General features: G+C 67.5%; 13 protein-coding genes. 8 read left to right on the forward strand and 5 right to left on the reverse strand.

Annotated features, from left to right (window positions below; all coding sequences use genetic code 11):
* Nucleotides 1-5: 5 nt before the first annotated feature.
* On the forward strand, nucleotides 6-389 hold the full coding sequence (locus CRM90_RS09440; RefSeq protein WP_102806778.1) for a DUF1304 domain-containing protein: 384 nt from the start codon (nucleotides 6-8) through the stop codon (nucleotides 387-389).
* Between the two features lie 336 nt (nucleotides 390-725).
* On the opposite strand, the gene CRM90_RS09445 is transcribed toward CRM90_RS09440, so the two are convergent.
* Nucleotides 726-1,814 carry a GGDEF domain-containing protein gene (locus CRM90_RS09445; protein WP_158249002.1) on the reverse strand — a complete coding sequence of 363 codons (1,089 nt, stop codon included), beginning with the start codon at nucleotides 1,812-1,814 and terminating at the stop codon, nucleotides 726-728.
* 127 nt (nucleotides 1,815-1,941) lie between these two features.
* Between CRM90_RS09445 and CRM90_RS09450 the strand changes: the two genes are divergently transcribed.
* Nucleotides 1,942-2,862: an alpha/beta fold hydrolase gene (locus CRM90_RS09450; protein WP_233209240.1), complete on the forward strand. Its 921-nt coding sequence runs from the start codon at nucleotides 1,942-1,944 to the stop codon at nucleotides 2,860-2,862.
* 72 nt (nucleotides 2,863-2,934) lie between these two features.
* Here CRM90_RS09450 and car read toward each other — a convergent pair whose 3' ends face one another.
* Entirely contained in the window at nucleotides 2,935-6,429 is a 3,495-nt protein-coding gene (gene car, locus CRM90_RS09455) for a carboxylic acid reductase (RefSeq protein WP_102806714.1), read from the reverse strand.
* Between the two features lie 227 nt (nucleotides 6,430-6,656).
* On the opposite strand from car, the gene CRM90_RS09460 reads away from it, so the two are divergent.
* Entirely contained in the window at nucleotides 6,657-7,334 is a 678-nt protein-coding gene (locus CRM90_RS09460; RefSeq protein ID WP_199189830.1) for a hypothetical protein, read from the forward strand.
* Between the two features lie 137 nt (nucleotides 7,335-7,471).
* Complete coding sequence (locus CRM90_RS09465; RefSeq protein WP_102806716.1) at nucleotides 7,472-7,783, forward strand: hypothetical protein; 312 nt, start codon at nucleotides 7,472-7,474, stop codon at nucleotides 7,781-7,783.
* On the opposite strand, the gene CRM90_RS09470 is transcribed toward CRM90_RS09465, so the two are convergent.
* The 3 genes from CRM90_RS09470 to CRM90_RS09480 all read right to left on the reverse strand — a co-directional run bounded on the left by CRM90_RS09470 (nucleotide 7,755) and on the right by CRM90_RS09480 (nucleotide 11,357).
* Nucleotides 7,755-9,182 carry a gamma-aminobutyraldehyde dehydrogenase gene (locus CRM90_RS09470; RefSeq protein ID WP_102806717.1) on the reverse strand — a complete coding sequence of 476 codons (1,428 nt, stop codon included), beginning with the start codon at nucleotides 9,180-9,182 and terminating at the stop codon, nucleotides 7,755-7,757. The two genes, CRM90_RS09465 and CRM90_RS09470, sit on opposite strands and share 29 nt — an antisense overlap.
* Entirely contained in the window at nucleotides 9,179-10,522 is a 1,344-nt protein-coding gene (gabT, locus tag CRM90_RS09475) for a 4-aminobutyrate--2-oxoglutarate transaminase (protein WP_102806718.1), read from the reverse strand. The genes CRM90_RS09470 and gabT overlap by 4 nt, the downstream gene beginning before the upstream one ends.
* Nucleotides 10,523-10,649: 127 nt before the next feature.
* A complete protein-coding gene (locus CRM90_RS09480) occupies nucleotides 10,650-11,357 on the reverse strand; it encodes a nitroreductase family protein (RefSeq protein WP_102806719.1) in 708 nt (235 codons plus the stop codon).
* Nucleotides 11,358-11,489: 132 nt separating this feature from the next.
* Between CRM90_RS09480 and yajC the strand changes: the two genes are divergently transcribed.
* The 4 genes from yajC to CRM90_RS09500 all read left to right on the forward strand — a co-directional run bounded on the left by yajC (nucleotide 11,490) and on the right by CRM90_RS09500 (nucleotide 16,737).
* A complete protein-coding gene (yajC, locus tag CRM90_RS09485; protein WP_102806720.1) occupies nucleotides 11,490-11,825 on the forward strand; it encodes a preprotein translocase subunit YajC in 336 nt (111 codons plus the stop codon).
* A gap of 119 nt (nucleotides 11,826-11,944) precedes the next feature.
* Nucleotides 11,945-13,792: a protein translocase subunit SecD gene (gene secD / locus CRM90_RS09490; protein ID WP_102806721.1), complete on the forward strand. Its 1,848-nt coding sequence runs from the start codon at nucleotides 11,945-11,947 to the stop codon at nucleotides 13,790-13,792.
* 5 nt (nucleotides 13,793-13,797) lie between these two features.
* The gene (gene secF, locus CRM90_RS09495) at nucleotides 13,798-15,069 is read left to right on the forward strand and encodes a protein translocase subunit SecF (protein ID WP_102806722.1); all 1,272 of its coding nucleotides are present in this window, start codon (nucleotides 13,798-13,800) and stop codon (nucleotides 15,067-15,069) included.
* Between the two features lie 6 nt (nucleotides 15,070-15,075).
* Entirely contained in the window at nucleotides 15,076-16,737 is a 1,662-nt protein-coding gene (locus CRM90_RS09500) for an ABC transporter substrate-binding protein (RefSeq protein WP_102806723.1), read from the forward strand.
* Nucleotides 16,738-16,766: the final 29 nt, after the last annotated feature.

A 16,766-nucleotide genomic window follows, 5' to 3' on the forward strand; every position in this document is an offset into this window, starting at 1 on the left:
CGCCGATGATCATCGCCGCCTTGGTTTTCGCCGGTCTTGCCGCGCTGCTGCACGTCTACATCTTCACGATGGAGTCGCTGACCTGGACGTCGCCGCGCACCCGTAAGACGTTCGGCACCACCGCCGAAGAAGCCGAGACCACCAAATTGATGGCGCTCAACCAGGGTTTCTACAACCTGTTCCTGGCGATCGTCAGTATCGTGGGTATCGTCGCAATCGCGTTGGGGCACACCGGGATCGGCGCTGCTCTGGTGTTCGCTGGTGTCGGTTCGATGCTCGCCGCGGCGGCAGTGCTGCTGGCGTCCGCGCCGGACAAGGCGCGGGCCGCGGTCACTCAGGGGGCGTTCCCGTTGATCGCGGTCGTGCTGTTGGTGATCGCGCTCGTCTAACGGTCTCCAAGAGCCGTTTCGGATGCATGCGGAAGACCATGCCCATGAACTGCGGCTAGATGCTGCAGCCGCTGATCCGGAGGATGAGCTCTGACGCCGCTGTGACGATGGCTGGCGGTGTCAAGAAGATGAGGCTTCTTGGCGTCGCACCCACGGCAAATGCTCGGCGGTGAGGCCGGCCGATCTCGTCATTCATGCTGACGCGCTCGTCGGCATCGGTGGGCTTCGTCGTCGCCCCACTAGTGGTTGCCGCACTTCCCTGCGGTGGTCACCAAAAGCAGGCTGATTCGAGTTCAACTCGGGTCCAAGACCGTTGCCCAGCCCGGCTCGATCGGGCTACGAGGTAGGACTCGTCGCGACCCGGTGACGGGTTTGGTTTCCGCCCGCCCGCTTGGCGTCGTACATCGCGGCATCGGCTGCGTGCACCAGTTCGGTGAGCGCCGCGGTCGCGGCGCTGTCGATATCGGTCAGCGCCATCGTTGCGACTCCGACGCTGGCGGTCACGTCGCCGGGCGCGGTCGCGACGGCCCTGCGGAGTCGCTCGGCGGTGTCCGCGGCGTCCTCGGGCTCGATCAGTTCGGCGATGAGGAACTCCTCGCCGCCCAGACGGGCCACCACCGAATTCATGGCGCTGGCCCGGCGCAGGTTGTCGGCCACCGCGACCAGGACCGTGTCGCCGTAGCCGTGGCCGTGGGCGTCGTTGATCTGCTTGAACCCGTCCAGATCGATCAGGATCACGGCCAGCCACTGTGACTGCGGCAGGTCCGCCGCGGCGATCAGTTTCAGCGCCGACTCGTCGTAGCCTCGACGGTTGCGCAGCCCGGTGAGCGGATCGGTGTTCGACATCCTCGCGTCGAGGCTCAGCAGATGCAGGAGCAACTGACTTCCGAACGGCACGGCGAGCACGGCGATCAGCACGCCCAGCACATGCCCGATAGCCATCGCGGTGTCGCCCGCCGCGGCGATCCGCACCCCGGCGAGCACGGTGGTGAGGATCGCGTTCACCAACGTCGCCGCCAACAGTCGACCGGAGTGGTACAGGCCGACATAGCCGGCGATGGGAGCAAAGGTGGCGCACGCCAACAAGCCGGTCGCCGGCGTGCCGGCGATCAGGCACGCCAGCGTCACACCTGCGTTGGCGCCGACCGCGAACAGCGCAGATTGACGGCGGCTCGGCCAGCCGACGAGCCAGGCGCACGCCCCACCGAACGACAGGATCGACATGATGACCGCGGCGGTCCGGTGGACCTCACCCTGCGGGCCCGACGGGCTGAACAACATCACGAGGGGCACCACCCCAAGGATGATGACGACGGAGGCGATCAGGATCCTGCTGAAGCGCTGCAGGTGGCGCGACTCAAGATAATCGGACAACCAGTCGTATTGGTCGGGTTGGGCCCACCACCGCCGCACCCACGCGGCCATGCCCACGTCTTTGTACATACGCTCCCGAACCGACCACAGCGTGCCCCCGGACGCTGCGAGCCTGTGCGGGCAGCTTACTGTCCAGAACGGCAGCCTGCTGGAGAAGGTCGCGGTATACCGTCGCGGGGTGAGGCGATCGCTGGCTTTGCTGATCCCGCTGGTCGTCGTGGCGGCAGGCTGCATGCGCAGTGCGGCGAGCCCGGGAAGCGGGCCGGCCGGGCTGTTCGACGTCGGCGGCGGCAGGCAACTCTTCATGCAATGTCAGGGCACCGGATCGCCCACGGTTTTCATCATCCCGGGTAAGGGCAGCTACGCCGAAGCATGGAACTATGTCGTGCCGTGGGATGATCCGATCCGGTCGTCGCCCTACGACATCATCCTCGAAGCACATTTGACGCCCAGTCCGGATGCGGTGCAGCCGGTCGTCGCGAAGACAACGCGCGTGTGCGCGTACGACCGCCCGAATACCCGCTTGGACGGTAGCGACCGATCCACGCCCGGGCCGCAACCTCATCCTGTCGAGCAGGATGTCGATGACGTCGTCGCCCTGATCAACGCAGCACATCTGTCGGGACCGTTCGTGTTCGCCGCACACTCCTACGGCGGCCTCGTTCTCGACTTGCTGGCGCGGACGCACCCGGATCTGGTGGCAGGCATCGTCATGGTTGACGGGGTGTCTGAGTTTTTGCCCGGCGTGGGCACGCCGCAACAGAACAGCGCCTGGGAGCGCGACAGCGCGCAGCCGCCGGAACCCGGCGGGGAAGCCGTGCTCGTGCTCGAAGCGATTGCCGCCGTCCAGCATGCACCCGATCCTCCGCACGTCCCAGCGATTGTGCTCAGTGCAGACAAGTTCGCGCCGCCCGAAGCGTTGACGTCGGACAGTTACACGCTGGCCCAGATCCACGAAGCCAACGACAAGCTGAGTGCAGCACTGGGCACGTTCAACGTCATCGCGACGGGAAGCGGCCACAACATGATGCTGTATCAGCCAATGTTCGTGGCTGACAACATTATCGGTGTTGTCGATCAGGTCCGGCGGGCACGTTAGCGTCACACGGCGAAACGACACCCGGGTCGTCGATCGTCGTCGATCGCGACCCGGGTGACGATGCGGCTCGGTTTACAGCAGGCCCAGCAACTGCAAATCGGTGATGTACTTGACGATGACCTCCGCCGACACGTGCGGAATGTCCTTGTCCGGACCGATCTTCGCGTCCTGCACCGCGGCGCGGAACCGCTCGGTCGGCGCGATCGATCCGCGGACCGGCCGTTCCGGGTGCTGGTAGTTGTGCAGCAGCGGCAGCAGCGAGTACTGACGCTGCCGGTCCGGCAGTGCCCGCATCGCGGTTTCGAACCGCTGCAGCCAGCTGTCGTACTCCGCGATCCGCTGTATCGGGTAGCCGGCGTCGATCAGCCAGTCGACGAACTCGTCGAGCCCGAGGCCGTCGTCGTAGGGATTCATCACGTGATAGGTCTCGAACCCCTGGGTCACGTGCGCGCCCAAGGTGGAGATCGCCTCGGCGATGAACTCCACCGGCAGGCCGTCGTAGTGCGCACGCTGACGGTTGCCGTCGGCGTCGAGTTCGTAGAACGACGCCGGCGCGATGCCGGTGGCCACCAGGCTCAGCATCATCCGGGTGAACATGTCGGGCAGGTTGAGCTGACCACCGTAGGTGGTGTCGGCAAGGATCATGTCGCAGCGGAACACCGACACCGGAAGGCCGCACAGGTCGTTGGCCTCACGCAGCAGCACCTCGCCGGCCCACTTGCTGTTGCCGTAACCGTTGGCGTACGAGTCGTCGACCGCGCGGGTCGCGCTGATCTCGCGGATGTCGCCGTCCTCGATGAAGCGCCCCGGCGTGATCCCCGCACCCACACCGATCGTCGAGACGTAGACGAACGGCTTGAGCCGGGTGGTCAGCGCGATCCGGATGAGCTCAGCGGTACCAACGGCGTTGGGCCCGAACAACTCCCGGTAGGGCAGCACATGGTTGACCAGCGCGGCCGGGTCGACGATCAGGTCGACGGTGTCGGCCAATCGCTGCCACGTGGCCCCGTCGAGGCCGAGGTTCTCCTCACCTTTGTCGCCGGCGATGACCTCGAGGTGTTCGGCGGCCAGCTTCCGATAGTGCGCCAGAAGTTTGGGGTCGCCGCTGTCGAACGTGGCATCCAGCCGGGCGCGCGCGGCCTCGTCATCCTTGGCGCGGACCAGGCAGATCACCTTGCCGTCCACCAGGTCCATCCGCTCGAGCCAATCCAGTGCCAGGTAGCGACCCAGGAATCCGGTTGCGCCGGTGAGCAATACGGTGCGGATCTCGCTGGCCGGGCCGGGCAGCTGCGGTGCGGCGGCCAAGGTGGCGGCATCGATGAAGCGGTCCAGCGTCAGATCACGGGCATGTGCTTCAGTGGCGCCGGCGCCGTGAACCGAGGCGAACGTCGGGCGCTTACTGCCGGAGTTGCGCTCACTGTCGATGTAGGCGGCGATGGCCTGCAGGTCGTTGGCCGGGCTGACGATCACACCCACCGGCACCTCGATATCGAAGATCTCGTTGAGCAGATTGGCGAATGTCAACGCCGACAGCGAGTCTCCGCCGAGATCGGTGAAGTGGGCATCGGGCTGCAGGTCGGCCGCCGCGGCTCCCAGCAGCGCGCCGGCGGCGCGGGTGATGGTCGCCAGCGCGGGGGCGTCGGCACCGCTCTGCCGCAGCTCCCGCAGCTCGTCGGCCTGACCTTCGGCGAGATCGACATAGAGCTGCTCGAGGGCGGAGCCGTAGCGTTCCTTCAGGCGCGGCCAGGCCAGCTTGCGGATACCGGTCAGCAGTCCGTTCTCTACGGTGAAAGGCGTTGTCTCGACCAGGAAGTCACGCGGGATCTCGTAGGACTGCAACCGTGCGTTCCGCGCGGCGTCCTGCAGCGAGTCGGCGATCAGGGCCTTGAGCTCAGCCGCGTCGTGATCGGCCACCGCTTCGGCGGTCGGCACCACGACGGCCAGCAGGTAGGGCCGGGCGCTGTTGCCGTACAAGTAGATCTGGTGCACCAGCGGGCTGCGCCCGAACGCGGCCTCCAGTTTGGAGACGGTGACGAACTCGCCCTGCGACAACTTGAGAACATTGTTGCGCCGGTCCACATACTGCAGATGGTCGGGCGCGGTCTCGGCGACGATGTCGCCGGTGCGGTAGAAGCCGTCCTCGTCGAACATCGCTGCGGTGACCTCGGGCCGCTTGTAATAGCCCGGGAACAGTTGCGTCGACTTCACCAACAGCTCGCCGCGCGGATGCGGCAGATCGGTACCGAAGTACCCCAGCTCCGGGACATCGACCAGCTTGTAGTCGGTCACCGGCGGGCGGCGCACCATCCCGTCGACGAACACGGCGCCGGCCTCGGTGGAGCCGTAGCCCTCGACCAGGTGCATGTCGAGGAACTTCTCGACCCACTCTTTGAGTTCCGGTGCGATCGGCGCCGAGCCGGTGAGCGCGGAGACGAATCGGTCACCCAGCAGGCTGGCGCGCTTCTCTGCCAGCACCTCGGCCTCGGTGGCCTCGCGTGCGCGGCGGTCGACATCGCTTTGCACTTCTTGATGGATCATGTCCCATACCCGGGGAACCAGGTTCAGCTGCGTCGGGCGGGTCAAAGCCAAGTCCTCGAGGAACGTCGACAGGTCGGGCCGTGCGGCGAAATAGACTGTGCCACCGGTGCTCAACGCTCCATACAGGGCGCCGCGGCCCATCACGTGGCTCATCGGCATGAAGCTCAGCACGATCGACGGGTAAGCGCCCTGCTTGTCGTCCCAATGCGCGGCGGCGGCAAGCCACATGTCGGCGACCTTGGACGCCGGGTACATCGCACCCTTCGGGGCGCCGGTGCTTCCGGAGGTGTAGATCAGCAGAGCCAGCGGGTCATCCCCGGCATTGTCCGCATTGGCAACGGAACTGTCTGCGCCACGGGTGATCTCGTCGGCCAGGGTGGTCACGGTAATGCTGGTGCCGGTCAGGCGGTCACGGGCGGCGGCCAACGCGTCGCGCTGGTCGTCGACCTCTGGCCGAAAGTCGAAGACCACGAGGCTTTTCGGTGCCGGCCCGGTGAGGACGAGCTCGACGGCGTCATCGAGGTTGTCGATGCTCGAGGCGACAAGTACGGGTTCGGTCTCGGCGATGATCGGTGTCAGCGCGGCCGCACCGGCACTGGTCTGCAGCGGCACTGACACCGCGCCGAGCTGCGTCAGCGCGAGGTCGATGGTCGTGTAGTCGACACTGGTGAATCCGAGGATCGCGACGCGGTCGCCCACGGCGACGGGGTCGGCGGACCACGCTCCGGCGACCGCCCGCACCCGATCCCACAGTTGCCGATAGGTGATGGTGTCGAACGCCTGCATCAGCTCGGCGGTGGTGCGTCGGGTCTGCGGATCCGCCACGAACCTCACCGCCCGCTGGCCCACGGCGGGGCGGTCGGCGTAGCCGTCGAAAACGGTCGTTATGACGGCGGAAAGAGGCAGGCCGGGGGTGGCGGCGGCCGCGGTCACCTGTGGGTCGGGTGCGGCCGCGGCGAACTGGGGGTCGGAGGTGTACAGATCGGCAACGCGCTGCTCAAACCGGGCTTCGCGAGTATCAGTCGGCATGACGAGACTCCATCAACGAACTAGAGAAAGAAAGATTGGCGGGCGCCTCGTTGCGCCCAAATTAAACTACGTTAGCAAAACTAACGTTATTCCTCGGTCACGGTCGATGCTAGGAACCAGTCCTGTGAACTTGCTCTCTGTCCGGCCGCACCAGCGCCGTTAGAGCTGCGCGACGCCCGGGTACCCGATCCTCATCTCGGGACACACCCTTGAGTCAAGGAGGCGTCATGAAAGACGTAGATACCCGCCTGGATCCTCGTGCGGGCCGGATGGAGATCGCGCGCAGCCGCGGCGCGGCCAGTGGATTTCTGCTTGTAGTGCTGGGGCTCTGGGGAGCGCTGATTCCGTTCGTCGGGCCGTACTTCGACTTCGCCTATGCCCCGGACTCGCCATGGGCCTGGACCGCGGCCCGCGGCTGGCTCGAGGTCCTGCCCGGCGCGGTCGCGGTCCTTGGCGGAGTGCTGTTGCTGATGTCGCGCAACCGGGCGACCGCTCTGCTCGGCGGCTGGCTGGCTGTTGTCGCCGGCGCCTGGTTCGTGGTGGGCCGGCTCTTCGCGGGCCCCTGGGGCCTCGGCGACGTCGGCGCACCGGTGGCCAGCAGCACGGCCGGCCAGGTTGCGATCGAGCTGGCGTTCTGGAGCGGCCTCGGCGCACTGATCATCTTCTTCGGCGCGGTGGCGTTGGGCCGGGTGTCGGTGCACAGCGTGCGTGACGTGCGCTACGCGACGCGGCCGGTGGTCGCCGAACCCGTTGCCGGTGAGCCGGTTGACGCGGCTACCACGAGCGAGCCCATGGTCGAGGCGCACCATCGCCGGACCACCGACGTGGCCGACGAAGAGCCACGCCGCCGTCGCGGCTTGCGTGACATGTTCGGCGGTTCGCGCCGGACCCCGGTCGCGCACTAGGAATCCGGTTGAGCGCCGCCCGCGGCCCATCAGAGTCGGCGGGCGGCGCGTAACCGATGTCCCGTAACCGACATCACTGTGCGATGTGCACCACATCGGTGATGGGATCCGGTCGCGTTGGGGACACAGTGGTAGCCATGGCCGCACCGTTCGTTCCCGACGAAGACTTCATCCGGATATCCGATATCTGTACCGCTTTGGGTGTGCCGGACGACGATCGGGTGCTGTTCTGGCGGTGGGCCGACGAACTGCCCAGCGGCCGGGCGGTGGACGAATTGAATTGCTACGTCGACGTTCTCATTGCCGAGCGGTGCCGGCGACCAGCGGATGACGAACTGGGCCGGCTCGTCATGGCGGACCTGACCGACGACGAGATCCGCCGCCGGATTGCCGACGTGGTGGCCAAGCCCGAGGCGCGACTCAGCCGGTGTAGGCCATCACGTGCTTGATGCGCGTGTAGTCCTCAAGTGAGTACATCGACAGATCTTTGCCGTGGCCTGACGACTTGAAACCGCCATGCGGCATTTCGGCGACCAGTGGAATGTGCGTGTTGATCCACACGCATCCGAAATCCAGCGCATTGGACACCCGAAGGGCGCGCGACACGTTCGAGGTCCACACCGACGAGGCCAGGCCGTACTCCACGCCATTCGCCCAGCGGAGCGCCTCGTCCTCGTCGGCGAACGACTGCACGGTGATCACCGGCCCGAAGATCTCCTCCTGGACGTGCCGGTCGTCCTGGCGCAGGCCGCCGATCACCGTTGGTTCAATGTAGAAACCCTTGTCGCCCTGGCGTTTTCCGCCGGCTGCGACCGTCGCGTGAGCCGGGACGTCGGACAGGAACCCCAGCACCCGGTCGAGCTGATCGGCGTTGTTGACCGGCGGCACCCAGGCATCCTCATCGTCGGCGGCGCGCCCGAACGTCGTGGCCGCGGCCGCGGCCTGTTCGGCCAGCGCGGCGGTGAGGTCCGCGGCCACCCCCGCGCGGGCCAGCACCCGGGTGGCCGCGGTGCAGTCCTGGCCGGCGTTGAAGTATCCGGCCGTCGCGATTCCCTCTGCGGCGGCGGCGATGTCGGCGTCGTCGAACACGATCACCGGCGCTTTGCCGCCGAGTTCGAGGTGGGTGCGTTTGAGGTGGCCGCCGGCGCTGACCGCGACCGCACGCCCTGCGGCGACCGATCCGGTGATCGACACCATCTGGGGGGTCGGGTGCGCGACGACGCCTGCGCCCGTCACCCGGTCACCGCACACGACGTTGAGCACACCGGGCCCGAAGTGCCTGGCGGCGATCTCGGCCAGCATCACCGTGGTGACGGGGGTGGTGTCACTGGGTTTGAGCACGACGGTGTTGCCCGCGGCGATCGCGGGGCAGAGCTTCCAGATCGCCATCATCATCGGATAGTTCCAGGGCGCGACCTGCCCGATCACCCCAACCGGCTCACGACGGATCCACGAGGTGTGGTCGGCCAGGTATTCGCCCGCCGATTTGCCCTCCAGAATCCTTGCCGCACCGGCGAAGAACCGGATCTGGTCGAGCATCGGGGGGATCTCTTCGGCCAGCGTGACGTGATTGGGCTTGCCGGTGTTGCGCCCCTCGGCGGTAACCAGGCTGTCCGCCTGCTTTTCGACGTCGTCGGCGAAATCCAGCAACGCCTTCTGCCGCTGCGAGGGTGTGGTGCGCTTCCAGTCGGTGAACGCCCGGCTCGCCGCGGCGTACGCGTTGTCGATGTCCTGTTCCGTGGAAATCGGTGCGGTGCCGTACTTTTCGCCGGTGGACGGGTCGACGATCGGCATCGTCGCCCCGCTCACCGAGTCGACGAGCTCGCCGTCGATGAAGTTCTGGGTCATCGAAGGCCGGCGAGAATCTCGGCCAGCACGTCGAGTCCCTCGGTCAGCAGCTCGTCGCTGATCGCCAACGGCGGCAGGAACCGCAGCACATTGCCGTATGTCCCACACGTCAGCACCACCACGCCCTGGGCGTGCGCGGTGGCCGCCAGCGTCTTGGCGAGCTCCGGATCCGGTTCGGCGGTACCGGATTTCACCAACTCGACGGCGATCATCGCGCCGCGGCCGCGCACATCGCCGATGCGGTCGTCGTCGGCCTGCATCCGGCCGAGCTTGTCCTTCATCACCGCTTCGATCTGCTTGGCCCGATCCACCAGGCCGTCGAGTTCGATGGTCTCGATGGTGGCCAGCGCGGCCGCACAGGCCAGGGGATTACCGCCGTAGGTGCCACCGAGACCGCTGACGTGCGGGGCGTCCATAATCTCCGCGCGCCCGGTCACCGCCGACAGCGGCAGACCGTCGGCGATACCCTTGGCCGTCACGATCAGATCCGGCTCGATGCCCTCGTCCTCGCAGGCGAACATCGTGCCGGTGCGGGCGAACCCGGTCTGGACCTCGTCAGCGATGAACACCACGTTGTTCTCCGAACACCATGCCCGCAGTGTCGGCAGGAACCCGGGTGCGGGAACGATGAAGCCGCCCTCGCCCTGGATCGGCTCGATGATCACCGCGGCCAGATTGGCCGCGCCGATCTGCTTGTCGATGATGTTCAGCGCCCGCTCGGCGGCCAGTTCACCGTCGGTGGCCCATTCCTTGTCGATCAGCCCGTCGCGGAAGGGGTAGGAGAGTGGGGCGCGGTAGATCTCGGGGGCGAACGGGCCGAACCCGCTCTTGTAGGGCATCGACTTCGCGGTCAGCGCCATCGTCAGGTTGGTGCGCCCGTGATAGGCGTGGTCGAAGGCCACCACCGCGGTCTTGCGGGTGTAGGAGCGGGCGATCTTGACCGCGTTCTCCACGGCTTCGGATCCGGAGTTGAACAACGCGGAGCGCTTCTCGTAGGAGCCCGGGGTGAGCCGGTTGAGGTGCTCGGCGACGGCGACGTACTCCTCGTACGGCGTCACCATGAAGCAGGTGTGGGTGAAGTCGGCGACCTGCGCCTGTACGGCTTCGACCACCCGCGGCGACGCGTTGCCGATCGTCGTGACCGCGATGCCCGAGCCGAGGTCGATCAAACGGTTGCCGTCGACGTCTTCGATGATCCCGCCGCCGGCACGCGCGGTGAAGACCGGCATCGTGACGCCGACGCCGTGCGACACCGCGGCGACCCTGCGCTTGCTCAGTTCGATGGACCCGGGGCCGGGAATCTCGGTGACGAGTTTGCGGCTCTGCTCGAGGGTGGTCACTTTCGGTCTCCTAGGCGAGTGGCTGGCGCGACGAGGGCATTTCGAGCCTAGTCGCGTGACAGCGCGATGCAACTGAAAACTTAGCCCCACGGGCTATTGGACAATGGATTGCGTCGCTTGAGGCCACTCAATCAACGCAATCAGTCGGACCAGCCGCGGGAAAGGGCGTGCCGTCGACCCGGTCCACCGTGGCGAACGATTCCACCGGCTGGCGGGTCAGCCGTCTGACCTGGCGAACCGGGTGACCCAGCGCGATCACCGCCGCCAGCGCCAACGGTCCCTCGGCGCCGAGCAGGCGCTTGACCTCGTCTTCTTCCCTGATGAGCATCGTGGTCAGCACGCCGCCGATCCCTTCTGCGCGGGCGGCCAGCAGGATGCTCCAGGCGAAGGGGTAGACCGAGGCGCCGCCGGCCAGTGAATAGCGGTCGAGATCTCGGTCGACGGCCGCCAGCTGCGACAGGTCCGCGAACAACGCCAGCAGAACGGGCACCTCGTCGAGGTGGGCGGCCAAGCCGCTTGCCGCGGCCTGCTCGGCCTGCCCGGTGCCGGCGGCAAGGGCGGACGTCTCGGCGGCGGGGTCGTTGACCGGGGCCCACGGCCGCAGCCCGGCCGCGGTGAGTGCCAGGTACTCGACCCACGGCTGCCGATACAGCTCACGCAGACGTCCGCGGACCTCGGGATCCTTCACCACGACCAGGCGCCAGGCCTGCGCGTTGGCGCCGCTGGGCGCGAAGCGCGCGGTGTCGAGGATGCGTGCCAGCACCGTGTCGTCGACCGGCTCGTCGGTGAACTCGCGCACCGACCCGGTGCTGCGCAGGGCATCGATCAGGTCCATCCGACCATCTTCCACCGGCGGTGCCGGTCCAAGCCGGACCGGCGCAATGGCAGACTGGTCAGCTATGAAGCCCGCGACCTGACGGTCGCGGCGCGCTGAACCCGGCATCCGAAACGAAAGAATTGTTCCGCCATGGACCTGCTCGTCTTCCTGCCCCTGATCATCATCATGGGCGCATTCATGTATTTCGCCTCCCGGCGCCAGCGCAAGGCCATGCAGGCCACCATCGACCTGCATGAGTCCTTGACTGTCGGCGACCGGGTGCACACCACCTCCGGCCTTCAGGCCACGATCACCGGGATCACCGACGACACCGTCGACCTCGAGATCGCCCCCGGCGTCGTGACCACCTGGATGAAACTGGCCATCCGCGACCGCATCGAGGACGAGGCCGACGACACCGACGACGAGACGAGTGGGGCCACCGAGCTCACCGAGTCCGACGCGGACCGCCTGACCAAAGACTGATCGCCAGGCTCGCCACGTACCCTCTAGCGGGAGTTGAAGAGGACCGCGTCCGCGGGACGGGCACTGAGATCTGTAGCGGGACCCAGCGGGTCGCGGCACAACCTAGGAGAGACAACAACGTGGCATCGTCTTCGGCGCCGGTGCATCCCTACCGATGGCTGGCGCTGTTCCTGGTCTTGCTCATCGGGGTGTACCTGCTGGTCTTCCTCACCGGAGACAAACACTCGAGCCCCAAGCTGGGCATCGACCTGCAGGGCGGGACCCGCGTCACCCTGACCGCACGCACCCCGGACGGCTCCCGTCCGACGCGCGACGCGTTGAATCAGGCTCAGCAGATCATCGGCGCCCGCGTCAACGGTCTTGGCGTGTCGGGCTCAGAAGTCGTGATCGACGGCGACAACCTCGTCATCACCGTTCCCGGTAACGACGGCAACGAGGCCCGCAATCTGGGTCAGACCGCCCGGCTGTTCATCCGCCCGGTGATCGGTCAGCCGATCCCGGTCGAGGCCGTCAAGCAGCAGATGCAGGCGGCGGGCGTGCCCGGCGCCGGCGGGCCCGGCGGTCCGGTGCCCGCACCGGCACCCGGCGCCCCGGCCCCCGGCGCGCCGCCGGCAGGTGCGCCTGCCCCCGGCGCACCGGCACCCGCGGCCGGTGAGCCGGCCGCCCCACCGCCGGCGGCACCCGCGCCAGCACCGCAACCGCGCCCCTACCCGCAAGAGCCGGCACCGTCACCCACCCCCGCACCACCCGCGCCTGCGCCCAGCCAGCCGCCGACGGCGGTCCCGGCTCCACCCGCTCCCGGGCAACCGGCCCCGCCCGCGGCACCGGCCCCGCCGGACCCCCGCAAGGACCTCGCGGCGCGCATCAGCTTCGAGAAGCAACTGCGGCAGAGCACCAACCAGAACCTGCTGCTGATCGCGGTGCAGTACATGGCGGGCAAGTGCGACGAGCCGGACATCCTGGCCGGTAACGACGACCCGAACCTGCCGCTGGTCGCGTGCTCGCAGGACCACAAGTACATCTATGTGCTGGACAAGTCGATCATCAGCGGCGACGAGATCAAGGACGCGTCCTCGGGCTTCGACCAGCAGAGCGGCGCCTATGTCGTCAACGTCGAGTTCAAGGACAAGGCGTCCACGACGTGGGCGGACTTCACCGCCGCCAACATCGGCACCCAGACGGCGTTCACCCTGGACTCCCAGGTGGTCAGCGCCCCGCAGATCCGCGAGGCGATCCCCGGCGGGCGGACCCAGATCAGCGGTGGCAACCCGCCGTTCACCGCCGACACCGCCAAACAACTGGCCAACGTTCTGAAATACGGATCGCTGCCGTTGTCCTTCGAGTCCTCGGAGGCCGAAACCGTCTCGGCGACACTGGGATTGGCGTCGCTTCGGGCCGGCCTGATCGCGGGCGCGATCGGACTGGGGCTGGTGCTGCTGTACTCGCTGCTCTACTACCGGGTGCTGGGACTGTTGACGGCGCTGTCGCTCGTCGCCTCCGGCGCCATGGTGTTCGGCATCCTGGTGCTGCTCGGGAGATACATCAACTACACCCTCGACCTGGCCGGTATCGCCGGTCTGATCATCGGTATCGGCACGACCGCCGACTCGTTCGTGGTGTTCTTCGAACGCATCAAGGACGAGATCCGAGAAGGGCGTTCGTTCCGCTCGGCGGTGCCGCGCGGTTGGGCGCGCGCCCGTAAGACGATTCTGTCCGGCAACGCGGTCACCTTCCTGGCCGCCGCGGTGCTGTACTTCCTGGCCGTCGGTCAGGTGAAGGGCTTCGCCTTCACCCTCGGCTTGACGACGATTCTCGACGTCGTCGTGGTGTTCCTGGTGACCTGGCCGCTGGTGTTCCTGGCGTCGAAGTCGACGACTATGGCCAAACCGGCGTTCAACGGTCTCGGCGCGGTGCAGCAGATCGCCCGAGAACGGCGAGCCGCCGCCACTGCGACGGGACGGAGGTAACTCCCATGGCCAAAGACACCGCAGCGGACACTGCAGAAGACACGGCATCCACCGCCGTCGAAGCACCCGACCTGGAAGCGGCCGGCGCCGGCGCGCCCAAGCACGGCTTCTTCGTCCGCCTCTACACCGGCACCGGTGCCTTCGAGGTCATCGGTAAACGCAAGCTCTGGTATGCGGTCAGCGGGCTGATCGTCCTGGCCTGCATCGCGAGCATCGCGCTGAAGGGCTTCACCTTCGGTATCGATTTCGAGGGCGGCACCAAGGTCGGCATGCCGGTCGCCGGTCAGAACGGCACCGCGACAACCCAGCAGGTGGAAGACGTCTTCTCCAAGACGCTGGGCCGGGCGCCGGGATCGGTCGTGCTGGTCGGCAACGGCAGCTCCGCCACGGTGCAGATCCGCTCGGAGGCGCTGACCAACCAGGAGACCGAGCGGCTTCGCGACGCGCTGTTCGAGGCGTTCAAGCCGAAGGCCGGCAACGGTCAGCCCGACAAGGCGACGATCAGCGACTCCGCGGTCTCGGAGACCTGGGGCGACCAGATCACCAAGAAGGCGCTGATCGCGCTCGCGGTGTTCCTGGTGCTCGCGGCGATTTACATCACCTTCCGTTACGAGCGGTACATGGCGATGTCGGCGTTGCTGACGCTGGTGTTCGACCTCGTCGTCACGGCCGGGGTGTACTCGATCGTCGGCTTCGAGGTCACGCCGGCGACGGTGATCGGTCTGCTCACAATCCTCGGCTTCTCGCTGTACGACACGGTCATCGTGTTCGACAAGGTGGAGGAGAACACCCACGGGTTCGAGCACACCACCCGAAGAACGTTCGCCGAACAGGCCAACCTCGCGGTGAACCAGACCTTCATGCGATCGATCAACACCAGCCTCATCTCGGTGCTACCGATCGTGGCGCTGATCGTGGTCGCGGTGTGGCTGCTCGGTGTCGGCACGCTGATGGACCTGGCGCTGGTGCAGCTGGTCGGTGTCATCGTCGGCACCTACTCGTCGATCTTCTTCGCGACCCCGCTGCTGGTGACGCTGCGCGAGCGCACCGACCTGGTGCGCACGCACACCCGCCGGGTGCTCAACCGCCGCAAGCCGTCCGCGACGGCCGGCGATGTCGTCACCGGGGGAGCCGCGGATCTGGACGAGGCCGCCGGCGCGGTCCCGGCCGAGGCGGCCATCGGGGGGACTCCCGCGGTCGGCAACAAGCCCTCGCCGGGTGCCCGTCCGGCCCGCCCGGGCCGGCCGACGGGCAAACGCAGCCCCCGCGGGCGATAGCGCGCCATGGCAGTCAGGCGCAGGCGCGCCGCCGCTGTCGCAGTGGCCGCCGTCCTGGGGGTGCTCGCGCCGAGCGTCCTGACGTCGTGTTCGGGTAGCCCGGCGGACCAGATCAACTACGCCGTCGACGGCATGCTGCTCACCTACAACACCAATACGGTGCGCGGGGCGGCCTCGGCGGGTCCGCAGGCCTTCGCGCGGGTGCTCACCGGCTTCAATTTCCACGGGCCCGACGGCCAGGTGCTGGCCGATCACGACTTCGGGTCGGTGTCGGTGGTGGGCCGCGATCCGCTGGTGCTGGACTATCAGATCGCCGACAACGCCGTGTATTCCGACGGCAAGCCGGTGACCTGTGACGACATGGTGCTGGCGTGGGCGGCGCAGTCGGGGCGGTTCCCGGCGTTCGATGCCGCCAGCCGCGCCGGCTACCTGGACATCGACACCGTGGACTGTCAGCCGGGCCAGAAGAAGGCCCGGGTCACGTACTTTCCGGGCCGCGCCGTCACCGACTACCTGCAGTTGTTCACCGCCACCTCGATGATGCCGTCGCACGTGCTCGGCGACGTCCTCGGCGTCGATGTCACCCGGACGATCCAGGGCGGCGACCCTGCCGCCATCGACCGCATCGCCCAGGCGTGGAACTCGGTGTGGGATCTCAAGCCCGGCCTGAGTGCCGACGACCTCAAGCGCTTTCCGTCGTCGGGGCCGTACAAGATCGACGCGGTGCTGCCCGAGGGCGCGGTGGTCCTCACCGCCAATGACCGCTGGTGGGGCGCCAAGCCGATCACCAAGCGGATCACGGTGTGGCCGCGCGGCGTCGATGTACAAGACCGCATCAACAGCGGCACGTTCCAGGTGGTCGACGTGGCCACCGGATCGTCGGGCACGCTGACCACCCCCGACGGCTACGACCGCCGCGAGCTGCCGTCCGGCGGGATCGAGCAGCTGATCTTCGCCCCGGCCGGACCCTTGGCCGCGACGCCGGCCCGCCGCGCGGTGGCGCTGTGCACCCCGCGCGACCTGATCGCGTTGAACGCCGAGACGCCGATCTCGAATGCCCGCCTCAATCCCGCGACCGACGACGCCTTCAGCGGCATCGAAGGGGTGGCGATCGGCCCTCAGTTCGGTGCGGCCAACCCCGACGCCGCCCGCGATGCGCTCGGCGGCCAGCCGCTGACCGTGCGGATCGGCTACCAGGCGCCCAATCCGCGGCTGGCGGCCACCGTCGGCGCGATCACCAAGTCGTGCGCGGCGGCCGGTATCACCGTCGTCGATGCGACGTCGGAGTCGGCGGGCCCGCAGGCGCTGCGTGACGGCCAGCTCGACGTCCTGCTGGCCAGCACCGGCGGCGCGACCGGCAGTGGCTCGACCGGGTCGTCGGCGCTGGATGCCTACACGCTGTTCGCCGGCAACGGCAACAACTTGCCGCGGTACTCCAATCCGCAGATCGACGGCATCATCTCGGCGCTGGCCATCACCTCCGATTCGAAGGAACAGGCCAGGTCGCTGGCTGACAGTTCCCCGATTCTGTGGGGCGACATGCCGACCCTGCCGCTGTACCGTCAGCAGCGCACCATGCTGGTATCGAAGAAGATGTACGCCGTCGAGGGCAATCCCACCAAGTGGGGCGCGGGCTGGAACATGGACAGGTGGGTGTTCGAGAAGTGACGTCTTCTTCGGAGCCGGAAGGCCGGCGA

The sequence above is a fragment of the Mycobacterium sp. ENV421 genome (assembly GCF_002887815.1).
GTDB lineage: Bacteria > Actinomycetota > Actinomycetes > Mycobacteriales > Mycobacteriaceae > Mycobacterium.

Excerpts from the sequence above, each read along its gene's own strand:
- CRM90_RS09440 (WP_102806778.1), top strand. The coding sequence starts at position 6 with ATGATCATCGCCGCCTTGGTTTTCGCCGGTCTTGCCGCGCTGCTGCAC.
- CRM90_RS09445 (WP_158249002.1), bottom strand. The coding sequence starts at position 1,814 with ATGGCCGCGTGGGTGCGGCGGTGGTGGGCCCAACCCGACCAATACGAC.
- car (WP_102806714.1), bottom strand. The coding sequence starts at position 6,429 with ATGCCGACTGATACTCGCGAAGCCCGGTTTGAGCAGCGCGTTGCCGAT.
- CRM90_RS09460 (WP_199189830.1), top strand. The coding sequence starts at position 6,657 with ATGAAAGACGTAGATACCCGCCTGGATCCTCGTGCGGGCCGGATGGAG.
- CRM90_RS09465 (WP_102806716.1), top strand. The coding sequence starts at position 7,472 with ATGGCCGCACCGTTCGTTCCCGACGAAGACTTCATCCGGATATCCGAT.
- CRM90_RS09470 (WP_102806717.1), bottom strand. The coding sequence starts at position 9,182 with ATGACCCAGAACTTCATCGACGGCGAGCTCGTCGACTCGGTGAGCGGG.
- CRM90_RS09480 (WP_102806719.1), bottom strand. The coding sequence starts at position 11,357 with ATGGACCTGATCGATGCCCTGCGCAGCACCGGGTCGGTGCGCGAGTTC.
- yajC (WP_102806720.1), top strand. The coding sequence starts at position 11,490 with ATGGACCTGCTCGTCTTCCTGCCCCTGATCATCATCATGGGCGCATTC.
- secF (WP_102806722.1), top strand. The coding sequence starts at position 13,798 with ATGGCCAAAGACACCGCAGCGGACACTGCAGAAGACACGGCATCCACC.
- CRM90_RS09500 (WP_102806723.1), top strand. The coding sequence starts at position 15,076 with ATGGCAGTCAGGCGCAGGCGCGCCGCCGCTGTCGCAGTGGCCGCCGTC.